Here is a 19,092-nt window from a genome sequence, read left to right on the forward strand (position 1 = left end):
TAGTAGGTAGTATGACGGCATGCGAGTAGCGATCATCGGCGGCAACCGCATCCCGTTCGCCCGCTCGAACGGCCCGTACGCCACCGCGTCGAACCAGGACATGTTCACGGCGGTGCTGGACGGCCTGGTGAGCCGCTTCGGCCTGAAGGGCGAACGCCTCGGCGAGGTGGTCGGGGGCGCCGTGCTCAAGCACTCGCGCGACTTCAACCTCGTCCGCGAGTCCGTCCTCGGCAGCAGGCTCAGCCCGGAAACGCCCGCGTACGACCTCCAGCAGGCGTGCGGCACCGGCCTGCAGGCGATCGTCGCCGTGGCCAACAAGATCGCGCTCGGCCAGATCGAGGCGGGCATCGCGGGCGGCGTCGACACCACCAGCGACGCGCCGATCGGCGTGAACGAGAACTTCCGCAAGCTCCTGCTGGAGTTCAACCGCACCCGCAAGATCAGCCTCCTGACGAAGCTGCGGCCGAGCCACGTCGTCCCGCACCTGCCGCGCAACGGCGAACCGCGCACCGGCATGTCGATGGGCGAGCACGCGGCCGTCACCGCCGCCGAGTACGGCATCACGCGCGAGGACCAGGACGAACTCACCGCGCGCAGCCACCAGAACCTCGCGCGCGCCTACGACGAGGGCTTCTTCGACGACCTCGTCACCCCGTACCTCGGCCTGACCCGCGACCAGAACCTCCGCCCGGACAGCAGCGTGGAGAAGCTCGCGAAGCTCAAGCCCGTCTTCGGCGACACGATGACCGCCGGCAACTCGACCCCGCTGTCCGACGGCGCCTCCGCGGTCCTGCTCGCGACCGAGGAGTGGGCGGCCGCGCGCAACCTGCCCGTGCTCGCGTACCTGACGTTCGCCGAGACCGCCGCCGTCGACTACGTGCACGGCGGCGAGGGCCTGCTCATGGCACCCGTGCACGCTGCACCGCGCATGCTCGACAAGGCGGGCCTCACACTCCAGGACTTCGACTTCTACGAGGTGCACGAGGCGTTCGCGTCCCAGGTGCTGGCGACGTTGAAGGCCTGGGAGAAGGAGCTCGGCGAGATCGACAGGGCGAAGCTGAACGTCAACGGCTCGTCACTCGCGGCAGGCCACCCGTTCGCCGCCACCGGCGCCCGCATCGTCGCGACCCTCGCCAAGTTGCTGCACCAGAAGGGAAGTGGACGCGGTTTCGTGTCCATTTGCGCGGCCGGCGGCCAGGGGATCACTGCGATTCTGGAACGGTGACGCACCAAGGCTTGCCGAAGCCGAGGGTCCCTCATGCACACTCACTGGACCGCAGCGTGGCGGTACTGGGGGGTGGGGGGCGCATGCACGACCTGCAAGTCGATCCCGAGAGAGATCCGGTGCTGGCACGCGCCCTCACCGGCACGATGCGCGACGAGTGGCGGCCGGCCGCCGACGCCATGAGGTCGGCCCGCGAGTGGGAACGCCGCGCCTACATCACGCTGACGCTGGCCGCGGCGGCCCGGCGGCGCGTCGAGTGGCTCAGGCGGTGGCTCAAGGCCCGTCCGGACGACCAGGACGCCGCCGCGGTCCAACACGCACTGGCGTCGCTCAACGAGAGCTAGCGATCGTGCTGTCGATCCAGGCCTGATGCGGCGCCACGGCCGTGTAGACGGTCCAGCCTTCGGCGCCACACGGCCCTATCGGCCCGCGACTCGTCACCGCGACCACCCTGCCGTCGACGATCGCGGGCGTCCCCGAGTCACCGTGGCACACGGCGGCCTCGGCGGACTGCTTCACGCAGATCTCGTCGTTCCCGCCGCACTGCCCGAGCACCTCGGTGTCGAGCTGCTTGAGGTGCCGCGGAGAGGTGGGGTTCTCCTGCGCGTCCATGCCCCAGCCGAGCAACCGGATCGGCCCGGACACCGGCATCGGACCGACCAGTGCGGGCGTCTCGGCGACGGGCTTCTCCAACTCGACCAGCCCGATGTCGCCGTGGTCGCCCTTGTGCACGCTCGCGACCGCGACGACGCTGCCGCCTTCGAGCCGGTCGTTCGACCCGACCCGGACCGACGTGCCGACCGCGGCCCGCCCCAGGCAGTGTCCCGCCGTCACGATCCACCGCGGCGCGACCAGCCCGCCACCGCACCCGTGCCCGTTGTCGTCGTGCCCCAGGTCGGCGATCCAGGTGTGCTCCCCGGTCGCCGTCTCCCCGCCGATGATCGCGTGCGCGGGCGCGATGGACGCCATCACCGCCGCCCCGACGACCATGCCGATCAACAAGTTCCGCATGGATCGGCACGGTATGGATCGACGCCGTCACCGCGGATCGCACCGCGGCATGATCCGCGGGTCAGACCTCAGGACTACGGCCGTCAGTCGAGCAACGACCACGCGGCCGTGCACGACGCGGACACGGTGATCTGCTGCGCCTTCAGGTTCAGCTGGTCCACCATCCCGGCGGGCCCGGCCATCTCGAACGACGCCGCACCGCTCATCATCCGCGGCTGGTAGTGCGCGCCGCCCTCCGTGTCACCGATCCGCAGCAACGGCCCGAGCCGCCGCCCCAACGCAGACGCGTACCCCTCGGCGCGACGCAGCGCATCCGCGACGGCCTCCCGCTGCGCCTCACGGATGGCCTCGCCGTCGTCGACCAACGCCCACGACGGACCGTTGATCCAGGACGGCTCGGCCTGGACGAGTTCGCCGAGCAGCGCGTCGAGGCGGTCGAGGTCCTTCACCCAGATCACGTACTGCTGCGACGCGCGGCTGCCGACGCGCTGGTTGTTGTCCCAGTTGTCGTGCGCGGACAGCTGCCGCGACCGCACCTCGAACTCCTCGAGCAGCGGCTCGATCGTGGAAATGCGCTGGTTGAGGGTGCTCACCGCCTCGGAGCGTTCGGCGCCGAGCGCCTCGAACGTCACGTCGACCTGTGCGCGGTCGGCGGTGCGCTCGACCTCGCCTGTCCCCTTCGTCACGACTTCAGCCACGTGGGCCAGCCAACCGGCACGGCACAGCATCCGCAACTATTCGACTCTATTGCTCCATCACTAGATAAACTTAGAGAGCGGCATCCGGCCGCATTTCGACGCGAGTCTGCGCGTCTCTAAGGCGGGTCCTAGAAACGCGGATACGGTGCGAGCCATGGACCCGGTGCGCAACCCGTTCGCTCCCGGTGCAGGCCAGCGGCCTCCTGAGCTCGCCGGCCGGGACAAAGAGGTCGGTGCGTTCGAGGTGGTGCTCGAACGCGTGGCCCGCGGCCGTCCCGAGCGCAGCCTCGTGCTGACGGGACTGCGCGGGGTCGGCAAGACGGTGCTGCTCGGCGAGCTGCGGTCGATGGCCGTGAAACGCGGCTGGGGCGCCGGCAAGGTCGAAGCCAGGCCCGACGCCGACCTCAGAAGGCCGTTGAGCGCCGCACTGCACCGGGCGATCCGCGACCTCGCGGTCCGCCACCGCGCGCCGGACCGGGTCGAGGCGATCCTCGGGATCCTCAAGGCGTTCGCGCTGAGGGCCGCTCCGGACGGCGCCAAGCTGCGCGACCGCTGGCAGCCGGGCATCGACGTGCCCGCCGCGTCCGGCCGCGCGGACTCGGGTGACATCGAGATCGACCTGGTCGAGCTCTTCACCGACGTCGCCGAGCTGGCGCAGGACGTCGGCACGGGTGTGGCGCTGCTGATCGACGAGATGCAGGACCTCAAGCCGGACGACATCAGCGCGTTGTGCGCGGCGTGCCACGAGCTCTCGCAGATCGGCGCGCCGCTCGTGGTCGTCGGTGCCGGCCTGCCCCACCTGCCCGCGGTCCTGTCCGCGAGCAAGTCGTACTCGGAACGCCTCTTCCGCTACGTCCGCATCGACCGGCTCAGCCGCGAGGACGCCGACCGCGCCGTGCTGGCCCCGGTCGAACGGGAGGACGCGGGCATCACCGACGAGGCGCTCGACGCCCTCTTCGACGCGAGCGGGGGCTACCCGTACTTCATCCAGGCCTACGGCAAGGCCGCCTGGGACGCCGCTCCGGCCGACCCGATCACCGCGCTGGACGTCTCGGTGGCGGCTCCGGAGGCCGACGCGGAGCTGGCCGTGGGCTTCTTCGGCTCCCGATACGAGCGTGCAACGCCCGCTGAACGCGAGTATCTCCGGTCGATGGCCGAGTTGACCGACGGAAAGGATGCGGGCGTCAACACCGCCCAGGTGGCCGAGCACCTCGGCCGCAAGCCCTCGTCGCTGTCGCCCGCGCGGGACTCGCTCATCAAGAAAGGCCTGGTCTACAGCGCGGAGCGGGGTCAGATCGCCTTCACGGTGCCCCACTTCGGGCGCTTCCTGCTCGGCCGGGAGGAGTGACGGCGGTTACCCGTCGTTGTCCGGCCGTCCACGTTATCGGCCGATGATTCATCGGCATGTGCGCCACCTCACCGGACAATCGCGTGCGTTTACGCCCACGAAGGTGCATACTTGAGTCACCAGCCAACAAGACCTCGAAGAGGGAAGTGCAGACCGAGATGAACTTCGCAGCGAAGCTCCGCGCCCGTCGTGCCGAGGCGCGCAACCGGAAGGCCGTGGCTCGCGCGATCGACATGGCGACCACCCCGTCCATGCGTCACGAGCTGATGGCCATCGCCCAGGCTCAGGTCACCACCCTGCGCTGACTTTCGAAGACCCGGCACTCGCGCGGCGCCCCGTCGCGAGTGCCTCCCCAACGGGAACCCCTGGAGCACCTCCCGCGCTCCAGGGGTTTCATTCTGTTAAACGTGATCCACGCCACAGTATGATGGTGTTGTAACAGCGCACGTCGGTCCGCCGATGTCACTGTTGACCTCGCGGTGCTGTCGGACCCCCGACCTGGCAGCACCGCGAGGTTTCTTGTTTGCTGGGGGACATGAAGATCGCCGTGCTCGGCACCGGCCTCATGGGTGCCCCCATCGCAGCCAACCTCGCCGCGGCCGGACACGACGTCCGGGTCTGGAACCGCACGCGCGCCAAGGCCGAACCGCTCGCCTCGAAGGGCGCCACCGTCACCGGCAGCCCCGCGGAGGCCGTCGAGGGCGTCGAGGTCGTGCTGACCGTGCTCAACGACGGCCCCGCGGTCACCTCCGCTATCCAGGCCGCCGCGCCGTCACTGCCGCACGACGCCGTGTGGATCCAGGCGTCCACGGTCGGCATCGAGGCGACCGAGGACCACATCGCGCTCGCCCGCTCGCTCGGGCTGGAGTTCGTGGACGCCCCCGTGCTCGGCAGCACGAAGCCGGCGGCCGAGGGCAAGCTCGTCGTGCTCGCGTCCGGTGCCGAGGAACTGCGTCCGCGGGTGCAGCCCGTGTTCGACGTGATCGGCGCGCGCACGATGTGGATCGGCGAGGCCGGGGCGTCGTCGAAGCTGAAGCTGGTCGCGAACAGCTGGGTGCTCGCCCTGACCGCCGCGGTGGGCGAGGCCGTGTCGCTGGCCGAGGCGTCCGGACTCGACCCGAAGCTGCTTCTCGAGGCCATCTCGGGCGGCGCCATCGACACCCCGTACCTGCAGATGAAGGGCGGCGCGATCATCGCCCGCTCGTTCGAGCCCGCCTTCACCGTCGAGAACGCGCTGAAGGACGCCCGGCTCGTCGCCGAGGCCGCGGACCGGGCGAAGGTGCGGCTGGACGTCGCCCAGGCCTCCGCCGAACGCCTGAAGCGCGCGGTCGACGGCGGGCACGGCGACAAGGACATGGCGGCGTCCTACTTCGCGAGCTTCGAATAAGCCCGACGATCGGCCGGTCCGGCGGGGCGTGCGGGCTCAATAGCTTGGTGCGGTGAACAGACTCGTACGCTCCCTGCTGGCGTTCGGCCTGGCATCGGCGCAGGTCGCCGCCACCGCCGCCGTGGCGTCCGCCGCCCCCGACATCAAGGACCGCGTCGCCGCCGTCCCCGGCGTGCGGATCATCAGCGAGGGGACGTCCGGCACCGCGCGGACGTTCGTCCTCGGCATCCAGCAGCCCGCCGACCACCGCAAGCCGCGCGGGCCGAAGTTCGAGCAGCGCTTCTCGTTGCTGCACAAGGCCGAGTCGAAGCCGATGGTGCTGCACACCACCGGCTACAACCTGCCCGGCTCGGTCAGCGCGTCCGAGCCCGCCCGGCTCGTCGACGGCAACCAGATCAGCGTCGAGCAGCGGTTCTTCCCGCCGTCGCGCCCCGCCCCGGCCGACTGGGACGACCTGAACATCTGGCAGGCCGCGAACGACCACCACCGGATCGTCAGCGCGTTCAAGAAGATCTACGGTGCGAAGTGGCTCTCGACGGGTGCCAGCAAGGGCGGCATGACGTCGATCTACCACCGCCGCTTCTTCCCGCGCGACGTCGACGCGACCATCGCGTACGTGGCACCGAACGACGTGGTGAACGACCGCGACGTCTACGGCGAGTTCATCCGCGAGGTCGGCAACGACCCGACGTGCAACCGACGGCTCGAAGGCGTCCAACGGCAGATCCTGCAGCAGCGCGACGAGTTCGTGGCGAGGCTGGAGGCGAAGGGCTACACGTACGAGCAGTTCGGCAACGCCCACAAGGCGCTGGAGATCCTGGTCTTGGACACGCCGTTCACGTTCTGGCAGTACGGCACGCAGGAGCAGTGCGCGCTGGTGCCCGGTGACGGCGCCTCGGTGGACGACCTGTGGAAGTTCATCGACCAGACCGTGGGCTGGGACTTCTACACCGACGCGGGCGTCGCGCCCTACACGGCGTACTACTACCAGGCGGGCACGCAGCTCGGCTGGCCCGAAGCGGACGAGTCGGCGGTGCGCGACCTGCTGCGCTACCCCGGTTCCTCGGTGCCGCGCTCGATGGTGTCGCCGGACATCAGGTTCTCGCGCTTCGACCGTTCCGCGATGCGCGACATCGACACGTGGGTCCGCCACCAGGGTTCGCGGCTGCTGTTCGTGAACGGCCAGAACGACCCGTGGAGCGCGGAACCGTTCCGCCTCGGACGGGGCACGCGCGACTCGTTGTCGTACACGGTTCCCGGCGGCAACCACGGCGCGAACATCGCCAAGCTGCCCGAGGAGGAACGGGCCGCCGCCACCGCCGCCGTGCTGCGCTGGGCCGGCGTGTCCGCTGCCCCCGTTGCGGCACTTGCCGTGGACGAGGGGCCGGACTCGCTGGACGAACTGCGCGCCCGCCGGGGCTGAGGCACGCTGGAGGCGTGAAGCCGTTGCTCGTGGTCGACGCAGCCAACGTCGTGGGGTCGGTCCCCGACGGGTGGTGGCGGGACAGGGCGGCCGCGGCCGAACGCCTCCGCGACGCGCTGCGCGGCCGTGACGAGGAGGTCGTTCTCGTCGTGGAAGGCAAGGCGCGCAACGTTTCCTCGATCGACGACGTCCGTGTCGTCGCCGCTCCCGGCGAGGGCGACGACACGATCGTCGAGGTGGTGCGAGCCGAAGGCGCCGGACGTCAGGTGACGGTGGTGACCGCCGACCGCGAGCTGCGGCGGCGGGTGGTCGCCCTGGGAGCCGAGGTGGCCGGACCCACCTCGGTGCCTAGATCCTGAAGAGGCTTTCGAGGACCTGAGCCACGCCGTCCTCGGTGTTCGGCGGCGCGTGGTTCGTGCAGGCCTGCTTCACGAGCGGGTGCGCGTTGCCCATCGCGTACGCCGTGCCGACCCACCCGAGCACCGACAGGTCGTTCGGCATGTCCCCGAACGCGACGACCTCGTGCTTGCCGATTCCCCTTGTGTTGCAGAGGGATTCGAGCGTGGCGGCCTTCGAGACGCCCGGTGGGCTGATCTCCAGCAGCCCGAGGCCGCCCGAGTGCGTGACGGAGACGTGCTGCCCGACGGCCTCCCGCGCGATCTCCATCATGTGGTCGACCTCGGCGTCCGGCGCCCACGCGAGCATCTGCACGACCTGGTGCGCCTCCTCGAGGACGTGGTCGAGCAGCTCCAGCGTCCTGTGTGGATTCTTCGGTCCGAAACCCTGGAAACCCGGCTCCGACAACACTTCCAGCCCGGTCTCGACCGCGATGCCGACGTTCGGGATGACCTCGGCCAACGCCTCCGACACCTTGCGCACGACGTCGAGCGGCACCGTCTGCGCGTGCGTCACCTCGCGGTTCGTGAGGTCGTAGATCATCGCGCCGTTGGAGCAGATCGCCGTGCCGGTGAGCTCCAGGTCCTGCACGAACCGCGGCGGTCGCGCCGTGACGACCACGACGTCCGCGTCGACGGCGTGGAGCGTGGCACGGGTGCGGTCGCTCAACACCCCGCCGGGCTGGAGCAGCGTGCCGTCGAGGTCGGTCGCGATCAACCTGATCATCGGGCGATTATCGGGGCTGGCGCTCGCGGGCGAGAAGACCCGAAACGGTCACCGCGGCGGTGCGGCGCACGACGTCCGCGAAGTCGACGCACATCACGGCCAGGGCCGGGTCGGTGGCGTAGGCGTCGAGCACCGCCCGCGGGGGACGGCTGGCCGGCCAGGCGGCGACCGCGACGAGCATGACGGACTGCATCAGGGCGGCCGCGTCCTCGTCGCCCAGCTCGGGGAGGTGCCCCGCGGTGAACCGGACGAGTACCTCCAGGTACCCGTGGACAGCGCGCTTGTGTCGCAGCGCGGTCTCGGCGGAGATGTTGTGCTCCAGCACCGTGGACTGCGCGCTCATCAGGTCGCAGAGCACCGGGCGACGTGCCAGCGAGGTCGCCAGGAGCTCGGCGAACCGGTCTCCGCGTTCCCCGGCCGCGCTGCCGTCCGCGGCCGGCGCGGCCTCCAGTTCCGTGATCCAGTCCGCGACCTCCGCCTCCAGCAACGCCAGCAGCACGGCCTCGCGCGACTCGAAGTAGCGCAGGACGTTGGCCTTGGCCAGGCAGACCCGGCGGCTGAGTGCGGTGAGGGTCAGTTCGGCGACCGGCATCTCGGTGAGCATGGCGGCCGCGGTGGCGAGGATCTGCCGCCGCCGCTCGCCGCGCTGCTCGTCGGTGCGCGCCCGCTGGAAGCTCATGCACCGCATGTTACAGACCAGCGGTACTTTACTAAGAGACCGTCGGTCCGTTATGTTGAGGACATAAGAGACCGGCAGTACTTAACGAGGGGTCGCGATGTACGAGGTTCCTGACCAGCACGGCAAGCGGATCGTCGTCACCGGCGCGAACAGCGGCACGGGCAAGGAGGCGGCCAAGCGCCTGGCGGGAGCCGGGGCGGACGTGGTCCTCGCGGTGCGCACCGCGGCCAAGGGCGAGCAGGCGAAGGCGGAGATCCTGGCCGCGCACCCCGGTGCGTCGCTCGAGGTCCGGCAGCTCGACCTGGCCGACCAGGCGTCGGTGCGCGCGTTCGCCGAGGGCCTGCTCGCCGACGGCAGGCCGCTGGACGTGCTGGTCAACAACGCGGGCGTGATGAACGTGCCCGCGCGGACCGAGACCGCCGACGGCTTCGAACTCCAGCTGGCCAGCAACTTCCTCGGCCCGTTCGCCCTCACCGTGCGACTGCTGCCGTTGCTGCTGGCCGCACCCGCGCCGCGGGTCGTGACCATGAGCAGCGGTGCCGCCTACCGCGGTCGCATCGACTTCGACGACCTGCAGGGACGCCGCCGGTACAGCCCGACGCTGACCTACTCCCGCACGAAGCTCGCCAACCTGCTGATGACGCTGCACCTCGCTGACCTGGCGGCCGAACGGGACTGGCCGTTGCTGTCGGTCGCCGCGCACCCCGGCTACACCCGCACCAACCTGATGACCTCGGGCCCGCACCTGAACGGCGGCAAGCCCGGTCTCGTCGAGTCCATCGGCTACAAGGTCGTTCCCTCGCAAGGGGTCGAGCAGGGCACCGAACCGCTCCTGTACGCGACGGCCGACCCCGGCGCGGTCGCCGGCGGCTACTACGGGCCGCGCTGGGCGGTCGTGGGTCCGACCAGGCCCGTCTCGACGCCCCGGACCGCGCGGGACAAGGCCGTGGCCGCGCGCCTGTGGGCCGAGGCCGAGCGCCTCACCGGGACGTCGGTGGCCGTCGGCGGCTGACCCCGGTGCTCGGGCAAGATCGGGACATGACCCATCGAGTTGACGAGATGCCGTTGCCGCTCTGGCTGCCGGAGTCCGGGACCGGGCCCGGCATCGTGCTGGTCCAGGAGATCTTCGGCCTGGACGGGTACCTGCGGGGTGTGGCGGAGAAGCTGGCCGCGCTCGGGTACGTCGTGGCCGTGCCCGAGCTGTTCCACCGCTTCCAGCCGAGCTGGGTGGGCGAGCACGACGAGGCGGGCATCGCGAAGTCGATGGAGGTCACCGGCAACCTCGACTTCCCGCTCGCCGTGCAGGACGTCGTCGCGTCCGTCCAGTACCTGCGCGGTCTGCCCGAGGTCACCGGTGGCGTCGGCGTGCTCGGCTTCTGCCTCGGCGGCACGCTCGCCTACGCGGCCGCCGTCGCCTCCGACCCCGACACCGCCGTGTCGTTCTACGGCTCGGGCGTGCCGGACCAGATCGGCACGCTCGGCCAGGTGACGTGCCCGATCCTGTTCCACTTCGGCACCGAGGACTCGTTCATCACCGGCTACCAGGCCGTCGTGGACGCCGTCGAGGAGCACGAGAACGCCGAGGTCCACCTGGAGCCCGCCGGCCACGCGTTCCTCAACCACCTCGGGCCCTGGTACGACCAGGCCGCCGCCGACCGCGCGTGGGACATCACCGGGCAGTTCCTCAAGCGCACGCTGCCGGCCTGAGGTTCAGGCGATGCACGGCACCGCGAGCTGCTGCGAGAAGAACTTCTCCAGCGGCTTGCGGTGCAACCGGCGTTCGACGGCGATCAGCTCGTTGCGCCGGTAGTGCCTCACCTGCGTGCTCGTGACGACGAACCCGTTGCGTTCGGTCGTGGGCATCTCGTCGTAGAGCAGCGCGTGTTGTCCTTGTGGCACAACGACGTCCGCCAGTCCGTCCGGGATCTTGCCGGCCCGCGTCGCGATCGTCGCCGCCAGCGAGTCGGGACGGTTGCGCAGCTTGCGGTGCGGCCACGGCACGCCGTGGTGCTCGGCCTCGAGCGACCGGTGCAACGCCCTGGCGGCGTGCCGGATGGCCTTGATCGAGTCGCCGGTCAGCACGTGCACGCCCGGCGCGTCGAGCGCGGTGTCCCGGCGGAAACCGGTGCACGCGATGACGTCGTCGTACCGCAGCTCACCGGTCCCGTCGATGGTCGCGACGAACTCGTCGCCCTCCTTGACGATCCGCTGCACCGACCGTCCCACGGTGTGCGTGAGCCGGGTCGTGGCGGACAGGTTGTCCGCCGTCTCGAACGCGCTGTGCCCGCGTCCGATGATCAGCACGCGCCTCCCGGCGTACGCGGTCGGATCGGTGCTGGCGGTCGCGTACGTCTCGGCGTGCTCGATGCCGGGGATCGCGGGCAGGTGCGGCTTCTTGCCCGTGGCGACGACGACGTGCCGCGCCCGGTACCGGCCCAGGTCGTCGACCGGCGTGCCGTAGCGGATGTTCAACGGCCGAGCGAAGTCCTCGAGGTAGCGCACCAGGTCGTCCGCGTCGGGGAAGGACCGCTTGCTGTAGCGCGTGAACGGCGCGCCGTCGAACAGCCAGTTGTCGTCCGTCGACAGGACGCGGTGCCGGGGGAACCTCCGGAAGAACCCCGCCGGCTCCGGTCCCGCCTCGACGATCAGGTAGTCGCGGCCCGCACCGTGCAGGAAGCGCCCCATCTGCAGGCCGGCCGGACCCGCACCGACGACCAGGTACTCCACCATCACGCACCTCCCGGCGTCCTCTACGCCGATCACGGCGAAAAGGTTCAGACGGGCGGTCTGCCTCCATCATGAACGCTGACGGCGGGGTGCGGGCGACCGTCCCGCTCTGCGGACGCGCCGGACGAGCACGACGCCGTTACGCTGGGTCCATGAGGCTCATCGCGGTGACGGCGCTGACGTTGCTGCTGGGCGCCTGCACCTCCCAGGCCGCACCCGCGCCCCCCACGTCCCCCGACCCGACGGGCGAGACCACCACCATGCCGCCGACTCCGCCGCTGCAGGAGCCGTTCGAGATCAAGACGGACGCCCAGGGCGTCCGCGAGTGGCGGAACTCCCCGGAGGAGATGGGGTTCGCCTACCGCCGCCAGCCCGTCGACTTCACGCTGACACCCCGCAACACCGGCAGCACACCGCAGTCGGACGCGCGGCTGCGGTTCGTCGTCGAGGACATGGACGGCGAGGGCGACCTGACCGTCGGCGGCGAGGGCTGGGAGTGCGAGGGCGACCGCGACATCGCGTGCACGTCGACCGGCGTCACCGAGCCGGGCGGCACGTGGTCCCCGCTCACGCTGACCATGCGGCACACCAAGGGCGGGCAGACCCGCGTGGTCGTGCACTGGGCGGACGTCACGCCCAGCGTGATCTTCCGTTACGACACCAGCACCTGACGTTCGCCACTACGCTCGCGCCGTGGCTGATCGCGAGCTCTGGTCGATCCGGACGCACATCAGCGCGGTGGTGCTGATCGGCCTGGCGGTCTTCGCCGCGGCGGCAGGACTGCTGTGGCTCGCGCTGGGCCTGCCGACCGCGCTGAACACCCGAGTCGACATCATCAAGATCGCACTGTCGGTCGTCGCCGGCGTAGGCGGCGTGGTCGCCCTCGTCGTGGCCTACCGCAAGCAACGCATCAGCGAGTCCGCCGAGAAGCGCGAGCACGCGAAGGTGCTCAACGAGCGCTTCGCCACCGCCTGCACCCAGATCGGCCACGACAAGCCCACCGTCCGCCTGGCGGGCCTCTACGCGATGGCGTCGCTCGCCGACGAGTGGACCGAGCAGCGCCAGACGTGCATCGACGTGCTGTGCGCGTACCTCCGCATCCCGTACGAGCCGTCCCTCGACTCGGAGTGGGACCACGACGAGGAGACCGAGGTCCGCCTGTCGGTCACCAGCCTCATCACCGCACACCTGCGCGACGGCGCCCCGGTGAGCTGGCAGGGCCACGACTTCCACCTGACCAGGGCGGTGCTGCGCGCCGCGGACTTCGCCGGCGTCCACGTCACCGGCGGCAACCTGGTGCTCAGCCTGGCGCGCTTCCCCGGCGGCTGGGTGTCGTTCGACGGCATGCGCGTGAGCGGCGGCGAGGTGTGGTTCGGCGGCGCGACCTTCGGCGGCGCGCGGGTCACGTTCCACGGCGCGCGGTTCACCGGCGGCCGCGTGAAGTTCGAGGGCGCGGAGCTCAACGCGGGCGAGGTGTCGTTCCGGGGCGCGCGGTTCGCGGGCGGTGAGGTGGACCTCTCGGAGGCGGTCATCAGGGTGGCGCCGGTGTTCGACGAGGGCGACAAGCCGGGCTTGAAGCTGCCCTGACCCACCCGGATTTGTCGGTGCCGGGTGTCATGATCACCGCCATGGGCACCTGGGACGTCGGACACTTCGACAACGACACCGCCGCGGACTTCTCCGGCAAGCTGGACGACGCGGCGGAAGCGGAGCGCGAGGCCATCATCCGCACCGCGCTGACCAGCACGATTGAGTCCGACGAGTTCCTCGACAGCTACGAGGCGTGCCAGGCCGTCGCCTCGGCGGCGCTGATCGCCGCGCAGCTGCCGGGCGGCACGCCGATCACCACCGCGTACGGCCCCGACGAGCTGCTGCCGCCTCTGCCGGAAGACCTGCGGGCGCTTGCGGCTCAGGCGCTGGACCGGGTGCTGGGGAAGGGGTCGGAGCTCGCCGAGCTGTGGGACGAGAGCGAGTCCGGTCCGCAGTGGCGGCAGAGCATCGCCGACCTGAAGGCCGTTCTTCTCGCCTGACGTTCCGCTGCCAGCAGGTCAACTTCTCCAAGTGCCGAACGCTCCGGTGTTGCGGAGCGCTTCGGCGAACCCGCTGCAGCGGTGACCCTCGTTGGCCAGGATGTCGAGCAGGTCATCGACAGTGCGCGGCGTTCGTCTGTAGCGGGACACCTGTCGCCGGAGGGCTGCGATCACCAGTTCCGGGGCGAGATCGAGTTGATCGAGCAGGAACTCGTCCTGGTGCAGCACCTCGATGTCGAAACTGCTGACGGCGGCAGCAGGAAAGTCCTTCAGGTTCTCGGTGATCAGCAATTCGGCCCCGCCGCACACGGCTGCCGCGAGGACGTGCCGATCCTTGGGATCGTTCTCCATCGCCTCGACGAGGTGCTGGTACCCGGTCACCTCGGCGTCGGGAAAGTGTCGTCGCATCTGTCCGAGCCGGTGGGCCACCTGGTGCTCGGAGGCGCCTCGTTTGCGCAAGTTTCGATCAAGTTCGGCCAGCACATCGGTAGACCAGAGCGGACGGTAGACGCCGCACTCGCTGATCGTCAGCAGCGTGTCGCAGAGGTAGGGCTTGAGAAGGACGCACGTGTCGATGAAGACGGGAAGCACTGATCACCTGAAGTCGTCGTTCGTCGGCAACCGCTCGAACGGCGTCTCCAACGGAAGGTCGTAAAGGCCGCCGTCCTCACCGTCGCGGACCATCTCGTCCAGTCCGGCGGCGCGTGCCCTGCGGGAACGGTCCTGGTAGGCGAGGAGGTCCGCCAGACGGACTCGCCGATGCCTGTTGGGCTGCTCGTACGGGATCTCGCCCGCTTCCAGCAGTCGCACCAAGGTCGGCCGGGAAACGCCCAGCAGATGTGCGGCTTCGCTGGTGGTGAGAATGGTGTGCTGAGGGGCGACCGTGATCGCCAGACCACGCGACATCGCGAACACGACGTCCCGCAGCACGTCGAAGATCTCCTGCGGCAGCGGGAGATGCGTGCCGTCGGGTGCGACGAGTGCGGCGGTCTCGTTTCCTGAGCGAGTCAACGCGGCGACCCACGCGGACAAGCTCTCCGGCTGGGCCGGAGGCAGCACCGTTCGCTCACTCGCGCCTGCCGTCATGTGTTCATGCTAGCCCAAAACGAACAAAACGAAAGAAGTCCACCTGATGGACGCCGGAACAGTCCGACCGTCCACAGTGTTGGATACGGCCGTGAGCACCCCCAAGCGCCGTGCCCGCGTCCGCGCCCCCGAACTGGTGGGACGCGGCTGGCTGAACACAGGCGGCGAGCAGATCAAACTCACCGACCTGCGCGGCAAGATCGTGCTGCTCGACTTCTGGACGTTCTGCTGCATCAACTGCCTGCACGTCCTCGACGAGCTGCGTCCCCTCGAGGAGGAGTTCGAGGACGTCCTGGTGACGATCGGCGTGCACTCGCCGAAGTTCGTCCACGAGGCCGACCCGGACGCTCTCAAGGCCGCCGTCGAACGCTACGGGGTGCACCACCCGGTGCTGGACGACCCTGAGCTCACCACGTGGCAGAACTACGCCGTCAAGGCGTGGCCGACGCTGAACCTGATCGACCCCGAGGGTTACGTCGTGCACGTCGCCGCCGGTGAGGGCCACGTCGAGGCCCTCCGGACGATCATCAAGGAGCTCGTCGAGGAGCACGACGAGAAAGGCACGCTGCACCGCGGCACCGGGCCGTACCAGGCGCCGGAGCCCGAGAACACCACGCTCCGCTTCCCCGCCAAGGCGATCGTCACGCCGCGCAACACGATCCTCGTCAGCGACTCGGCGCACCACAGCATCGTGGAGCTGGAGGCGGACGGCGAGACCGTGATCCGCCGATTCGGCACCGGTGAGCGTGGAAGAACCGACGGCCTCAACCCCACCTTCTCCGAGCCCGCGGGCCTCGCGCTCGTCCCCGGCACCCACCAGGTCGTCGTCGCGGACACGGTCAACCACCTGCTGCGCGGCCTCGACCTCGACACCGGCGAGGTCACGACCCTCGCGGGCACCGGGGAGCAGTGGCGCGACGGCGAGACCGACGGGCCCGCCGACAAGATCGAGCTGACGAGCCCGTGGGACGTGGCCTGGTGGAACGGCGGCATCGCCATCGCCATGGCCGGCAACCACACGCTGGGCTTCTTCGACCCCGCGTCCGGCACCGTCCGCAGGCTCGCCGGCACCACCGTCGAGGGCATCAACGACGGGCCCGCGGAAGGCGCTTTCTTCGCGCAGACGTCCGGGCTCGCGGCGGACGGCGACCGGCTGTGGATGGTCGACTCCGAGACGAGCGCGCTGCGGTACCTGGAGCACGGCGAGGTCACCACGGTCGTCGGCAAGGGGCTGTTCGCGTTCGGCCACAAGGACGGCGACGCGGACGAGGCCCTGTTGCAGCACCCGCTGGGCGTCACGGTCCTGGACGACCACTCGGTCGTCATCAGCGACACCTACAACAACGCGATCCGCCGCTTCGATCCCGAGACCAAGACGCTGACCACGATCGCAACGGACGTCGCGGAGCCGTCCGACGCGCTCGTCGTCGACGGCGAGCTCGTCGTGGTCGCATCCGCGGCGCACCGGCTCGAACGGTTCGCGGCCTCCGCCACCAAGATCGACGGCGCGGCCCACGAGGTGAAGCGGCCGTTCACCGACATCGCGGCGGGGGCGTTCGAACTCGCCGTCGTCTTCACCCCGCCGAAAGGCACCAAACTGGACGAAAGGTATGGCCCCTCAACGCGTCTGGAGATCACCAGCTCACCCCCGGAGCTGATCCTCGAGGGCGCGGGGGTCACCACCGAACTGGTACGGGCGTTGCGGATCAACGATCAGGTCACGAACGGCGTGCTGCACGTCGTCGCGCAGGCCGCGAGTTGTAGTGACGACCCGGCCGAGGAACACCCCGTCTGCCGTCTGACCAGGCAGGACTGGGGAGTGCCCGTTCGAGTGGTTGCGGATGCACCCACCAGGCTCCCGCTGCTGATGGGCGGCATGGACGAGGAGGGTCCACAAGGCACGTAGACTCTGCTGGTGCCTGATGTCAAGCTCGAGATCCAGATGCTGTACGACCGCGTGATGGTCCGCATCTCGCCCGAGGACGGCGAGCGGCGTTCCAGCGGAGGCATCGTGATCCCCGCTACGGCCCAGATGGCGAAGCGGTTGGCGTGGGGTGATGTGTTCGGAGTCGGTACCAGCGTGCGCCACGTGAAGGTCGGCGACCGGGTGATGTTCAACCCGGAGGACCAGCTCGAGGTCGAGGTGCAGGGCACCACGTACCTCGTGATGAGGGAACGCGATCTGCACGCGGTTGCGACTGAGCTCACCGAGCACGGTACTGGTCTGTACCTATGAGCCGCCGGTTCGTGATCTGCGCCTGATAGCTACACACATATGCCACCTCAGGAGAGACAGGGCAACGGGGAGAGCTGTGCCGTACGACGCTGACAAGACGAGAGCGATGCCTCCGGTGGGTCCCGGCGGCACGTCCTCGGAGCAGACGACCAAGATCACTCCGGTCCAGGTGGACGCCTCGACCGAGGCGTGGCCGTCTGAGGAGCCGGACTCGAACGAGCCCACGATCGCCGCGGCCTTGCCCGGGGTCGGCTTCCCGGCGGGCGACGCCGCCACCGAGTACATGAAGCCGGTGGCGCCGCCCGAACCGCAGCCACAGCCTCAGCCACAGCCGCAGAACGACACCGGCGTCTACGGGCCCGTGATGATCGAGCCGGGCGAGGACGAGGCGCGGCCGAAGTTCAACCGGCGCAAGGCGCTCATCGTGGCCGCCGCCGTGGTCGGCGCGTTCGGTCTGCTCTACGGCCTCGACATCCTCGTCTCGAGCGGCAACGTGCCGCGCGGCGTGACGGTGGCGGGCGTCGACGTCGGCGGCATGAGCCACGGCGACGCCGAGAAGAAGCTGCGCGACGAGATCGGCCCGCGCCTGAGCAAGCCCGTCGCGCTCAAGGCCGGTGACGTCACCGCCGAGCTCGACCCGAAGGCCGCTGGTCTGGAGCTCGACTGGAACGCCACGATCGACCGCGCCGGCAGCCAGCCGCTCAGCCCGTTCACGCGCGTGACCTCGTTCTTCACCAGCCGCGAGGTCGGTGTCGCGACGAAGGCCGACGACACGAAGGTCTCCGGGGCCCTCGAGGCCCTGCGGCCCAAGCTCGACCACGACCCGATCGAGGGCACGATCAAGTTCGAGGGCGCCAACCCCGTCGCCGTCGAACCGCACGACGGCCAGAAGCTCAAGACCGAGGACGCCGTCGGCGCCGTGGTCGCGAACTGGGCGTCCGGCAGCCCGGTCGACGTCCCGATGGACTTCACCCCGGTCAAGACGACCAAGGAGGGCGTCGAGAAGGCGCTCAACGAGGTCGTGAAGACCGCGGTGTCCGGCCCCGTCGTCATCAAGGGCGAGGGCAAGGACGCGACGCTCACGCCCGAGCAGATCGGCACCACGCTGGCGTTCGCCCCCGGTGAGGGTGGCGCGTTGAACGTCACGCCGAACAAGGACAAGCTCGCCGAGGTCACCACGCCGCAGCTCAAGGACACGATCAAGGAGGGCAAGGACGCCGAGATCGTCTTCGAGGGCGGCAAGCCCACGGTCAAGCCCTCGGTGGACGGCCTGGACCTCGACTGGGACAAGAACCTCCAGCCCTACTTCGACACGCTGAAGAAGAAGGACGCGCGCGAGGTCAAGTTCGAGTACAAGCACACGCCCGCGAAGGTCACGACCGAGCAGGCGAACAAGATGGGGATCAAGGAGGTCATCGGCGAGTTCTCGACCGGTGGCTTCGCCCCCGCCTCGGGCGTCAACATCCGGGTCGTGGCCGAGAAGGTCAACGGCGCGATCGTGAAGCCCAAGGAGACGTTCAGCCTCAACAAGTACACCGGCCCCCGCGGCACCGCGCAGGGCTACGTCGAGGCCGGCATCATCGAGAACGGCATCCCCGGCATGGCGGTCGGCGGTGGCATCTCGCAGTTCGCGACCACGCTCTACAACGCGTACTACTACGCGGGCATGAAGGACGCGGGCCACCGGGAGCACAGCTACTGGATCACGCGGTACCCGAAGGGCCGCGAGGCCACCGTGTTCATGGACAACGCGGGCAACAGCCTGATCGACATCGCGTTCACGAACCCGGACGACACGGGTGTCGCCATCCAGACGATCTGGACCGGCTCGTCGATCACGATCAAGCTCTGGGGCACCAAGAACTACGACGTCACCGGCTCCACCAGCGGTGAGTTCAACCCGACCCAGCCGCAGGAGAAGAAGGTCAACAAGGCCGGCTGCACGCCGAGCAACGGCGCACCCGGCTTCTCGGTGACCGACACCCGCACGATCACGGACCGCCGCAGCGGCCAGTCGCGCTCCGAGTCGCGCACGGTCAAGTACGACCCGCAGTTCAAGATCATCTGCGAGCCGCCGCCCGGCGGCTGACACAAAAGCTGGTTCAACAGTGGCCACGCGC

The 19,092-nt window shown here is 69.7% G+C and carries 22 protein-coding genes; 15 read left to right on the forward strand and 7 right to left on the reverse strand.

From position 1 onward, the window contains the following. Positions 1-19 precede the first annotated feature (19 nt). Positions 20-1,225: an acetyl-CoA C-acetyltransferase gene (locus tag BMY74_RS20870; RefSeq protein ID WP_089918483.1), complete on the forward strand. Its 1,206-nt coding sequence runs from the start codon at positions 20-22 to the stop codon at positions 1,223-1,225. Positions 1,226-1,308: 83 nt separating this feature from the next. Beyond that, complete coding sequence (locus BMY74_RS20875) at positions 1,309-1,569, forward strand: hypothetical protein (RefSeq protein ID WP_089918486.1); 261 nt, start codon at positions 1,309-1,311, stop codon at positions 1,567-1,569. Here the strand turns inward: BMY74_RS20875 and BMY74_RS20880 are convergent. Both BMY74_RS20880 and BMY74_RS20885 read right to left on the reverse strand, forming a co-directional pair. Further along, positions 1,556-2,236 carry a S1 family peptidase gene (locus BMY74_RS20880; protein WP_089918488.1) on the reverse strand — a complete coding sequence of 227 codons (681 nt, stop codon included), beginning with the start codon at positions 2,234-2,236 and terminating at the stop codon, positions 1,556-1,558. The two genes, BMY74_RS20875 and BMY74_RS20880, sit on opposite strands and share 14 nt — an antisense overlap. 83 nt (positions 2,237-2,319) lie before the next feature. Next, positions 2,320-2,934 (reverse strand): SIMPL domain-containing protein, encoded by a 615-nt coding sequence (locus BMY74_RS20885; RefSeq protein ID WP_089919064.1) that lies wholly within the window; start codon positions 2,932-2,934, stop codon positions 2,320-2,322. A gap of 154 nt (positions 2,935-3,088) precedes the next feature. On the opposite strand from BMY74_RS20885, the gene BMY74_RS20890 reads away from it, so the two are divergent. From BMY74_RS20890 to BMY74_RS20905, 5 genes are all read left to right on the forward strand, one after another. Then, positions 3,089-4,282 (forward strand): ATP-binding protein, encoded by a 1,194-nt coding sequence (locus BMY74_RS20890; RefSeq protein ID WP_089918490.1) that lies wholly within the window; start codon positions 3,089-3,091, stop codon positions 4,280-4,282. Between the two features lie 158 nt (positions 4,283-4,440). Next, complete coding sequence (locus BMY74_RS45135; protein ID WP_169746017.1) at positions 4,441-4,587, forward strand: hypothetical protein; 147 nt, start codon at positions 4,441-4,443, stop codon at positions 4,585-4,587. 230 nt (positions 4,588-4,817) lie between these two features. Beyond that, positions 4,818-5,669, forward strand: coding sequence for an NAD(P)-dependent oxidoreductase (locus BMY74_RS20895; RefSeq protein WP_177229850.1), 852 nt, complete (start codon positions 4,818-4,820; stop codon positions 5,667-5,669). Between the two features lie 52 nt (positions 5,670-5,721). Continuing rightward, on the forward strand, positions 5,722-7,092 hold the full coding sequence (locus tag BMY74_RS20900; protein ID WP_245786265.1) for a S28 family serine protease: 1,371 nt from the start codon (positions 5,722-5,724) through the stop codon (positions 7,090-7,092). Between the two features lie 14 nt (positions 7,093-7,106). Beyond that, positions 7,107-7,451 (forward strand): PIN domain-containing protein, encoded by a 345-nt coding sequence (locus BMY74_RS20905; protein ID WP_089918496.1) that lies wholly within the window; start codon positions 7,107-7,109, stop codon positions 7,449-7,451. Here BMY74_RS20905 and BMY74_RS20910 read toward each other — a convergent pair. Both BMY74_RS20910 and BMY74_RS20915 read right to left on the reverse strand, forming a co-directional pair. Beyond that, the gene (locus BMY74_RS20910) at positions 7,441-8,214 is read right to left on the reverse strand and encodes an HAD family hydrolase (RefSeq protein WP_218159691.1); all 774 of its coding nucleotides are present in this window, start codon (positions 8,212-8,214) and stop codon (positions 7,441-7,443) included. The two genes, BMY74_RS20905 and BMY74_RS20910, sit on opposite strands and share 11 nt — an antisense overlap. 7 nt (positions 8,215-8,221) lie before the next feature. Further along, on the reverse strand, positions 8,222-8,893 hold the full coding sequence (locus BMY74_RS20915; protein WP_089918498.1) for a TetR/AcrR family transcriptional regulator: 672 nt from the start codon (positions 8,891-8,893) through the stop codon (positions 8,222-8,224). 97 nt (positions 8,894-8,990) lie between these two features. Here BMY74_RS20915 and BMY74_RS20920 point away from each other — a divergent pair, with 97 nt between their 5' ends. Together BMY74_RS20920 and BMY74_RS20925 are read left to right on the forward strand one after the other, a co-directional pair. Next, the gene (locus tag BMY74_RS20920) at positions 8,991-9,905 is read left to right on the forward strand and encodes an SDR family oxidoreductase (protein ID WP_089918501.1); all 915 of its coding nucleotides are present in this window, start codon (positions 8,991-8,993) and stop codon (positions 9,903-9,905) included. Between the two features lie 26 nt (positions 9,906-9,931). Then, positions 9,932-10,600 carry a dienelactone hydrolase family protein gene (locus tag BMY74_RS20925; protein ID WP_089918503.1) on the forward strand — a complete coding sequence of 223 codons (669 nt, stop codon included), beginning with the start codon at positions 9,932-9,934 and terminating at the stop codon, positions 10,598-10,600. Between the two features lie 3 nt (positions 10,601-10,603). Here the strand turns inward: BMY74_RS20925 and BMY74_RS20930 are convergent, their stop codons facing one another. Further along, the gene (locus BMY74_RS20930) at positions 10,604-11,656 is read right to left on the reverse strand and encodes an NAD(P)-binding domain-containing protein (protein ID WP_143091650.1); all 1,053 of its coding nucleotides are present in this window, start codon (positions 11,654-11,656) and stop codon (positions 10,604-10,606) included. 116 nt (positions 11,657-11,772) lie between these two features. Here BMY74_RS20930 and BMY74_RS20935 point away from each other — a divergent pair, with 116 nt between their 5' ends. Genes BMY74_RS20935 through BMY74_RS20945 form a run of 3 tightly spaced genes read left to right on the forward strand, consistent with a single transcriptional unit; the run spans position 11,773 to position 13,650 of the window. After that, positions 11,773-12,291, forward strand: a complete 519-nt coding sequence (locus BMY74_RS20935; protein ID WP_089918508.1) for a hypothetical protein — start codon at positions 11,773-11,775, stop codon at positions 12,289-12,291. Positions 12,292-12,313: 22 nt separating this feature from the next. Further along, a complete protein-coding gene (locus BMY74_RS20940; RefSeq protein WP_089918511.1) occupies positions 12,314-13,207 on the forward strand; it encodes a pentapeptide repeat-containing protein in 894 nt (297 codons plus the stop codon). A gap of 29 nt (positions 13,208-13,236) precedes the next feature. Continuing rightward, positions 13,237-13,650: a DUF4259 domain-containing protein gene (locus BMY74_RS20945; RefSeq protein WP_245786266.1), complete on the forward strand. Its 414-nt coding sequence runs from the start codon at positions 13,237-13,239 to the stop codon at positions 13,648-13,650. Between the two features lie 18 nt (positions 13,651-13,668). On the opposite strand, the gene BMY74_RS20950 is transcribed toward BMY74_RS20945, so the two are convergent. Beyond that, positions 13,669-14,241 (reverse strand): PIN domain-containing protein, encoded by a 573-nt coding sequence (locus BMY74_RS20950; protein ID WP_089918513.1) that lies wholly within the window; start codon positions 14,239-14,241, stop codon positions 13,669-13,671. Between the two features lie 3 nt (positions 14,242-14,244). Then, a complete protein-coding gene (locus tag BMY74_RS20955; protein WP_089918515.1) occupies positions 14,245-14,736 on the reverse strand; it encodes a helix-turn-helix domain-containing protein in 492 nt (163 codons plus the stop codon). A 46-nt stretch (positions 14,737-14,782) separates the two neighbouring features. On the opposite strand from BMY74_RS20955, the gene BMY74_RS20960 reads away from it, so the two are divergent. The 3 genes from BMY74_RS20960 to BMY74_RS20970 all read left to right on the forward strand — a co-directional run bounded on the left by BMY74_RS20960 (position 14,783) and on the right by BMY74_RS20970 (position 19,061). Beyond that, positions 14,783-16,642 carry an NHL domain-containing thioredoxin family protein gene (locus BMY74_RS20960; protein ID WP_089918518.1) on the forward strand — a complete coding sequence of 620 codons (1,860 nt, stop codon included), beginning with the start codon at positions 14,783-14,785 and terminating at the stop codon, positions 16,640-16,642. A 36-nt stretch (positions 16,643-16,678) separates the two neighbouring features. Beyond that, the gene (locus BMY74_RS20965) at positions 16,679-16,972 is read left to right on the forward strand and encodes a GroES family chaperonin (RefSeq protein WP_089919073.1); all 294 of its coding nucleotides are present in this window, start codon (positions 16,679-16,681) and stop codon (positions 16,970-16,972) included. 283 nt (positions 16,973-17,255) lie between these two features. Continuing rightward, the gene (locus BMY74_RS20970; protein WP_425434849.1) at positions 17,256-19,061 is read left to right on the forward strand and encodes a VanW family protein; all 1,806 of its coding nucleotides are present in this window, start codon (positions 17,256-17,258) and stop codon (positions 19,059-19,061) included. Positions 19,062-19,092 lie beyond the last annotated feature (31 nt).

Origin of the sequence: Lentzea albida (genome assembly GCF_900111005.1) — a bacterium.
In the GTDB taxonomy this organism is placed as follows: domain Bacteria; phylum Actinomycetota; class Actinomycetes; order Mycobacteriales; family Pseudonocardiaceae; genus Lentzea; species Lentzea albida.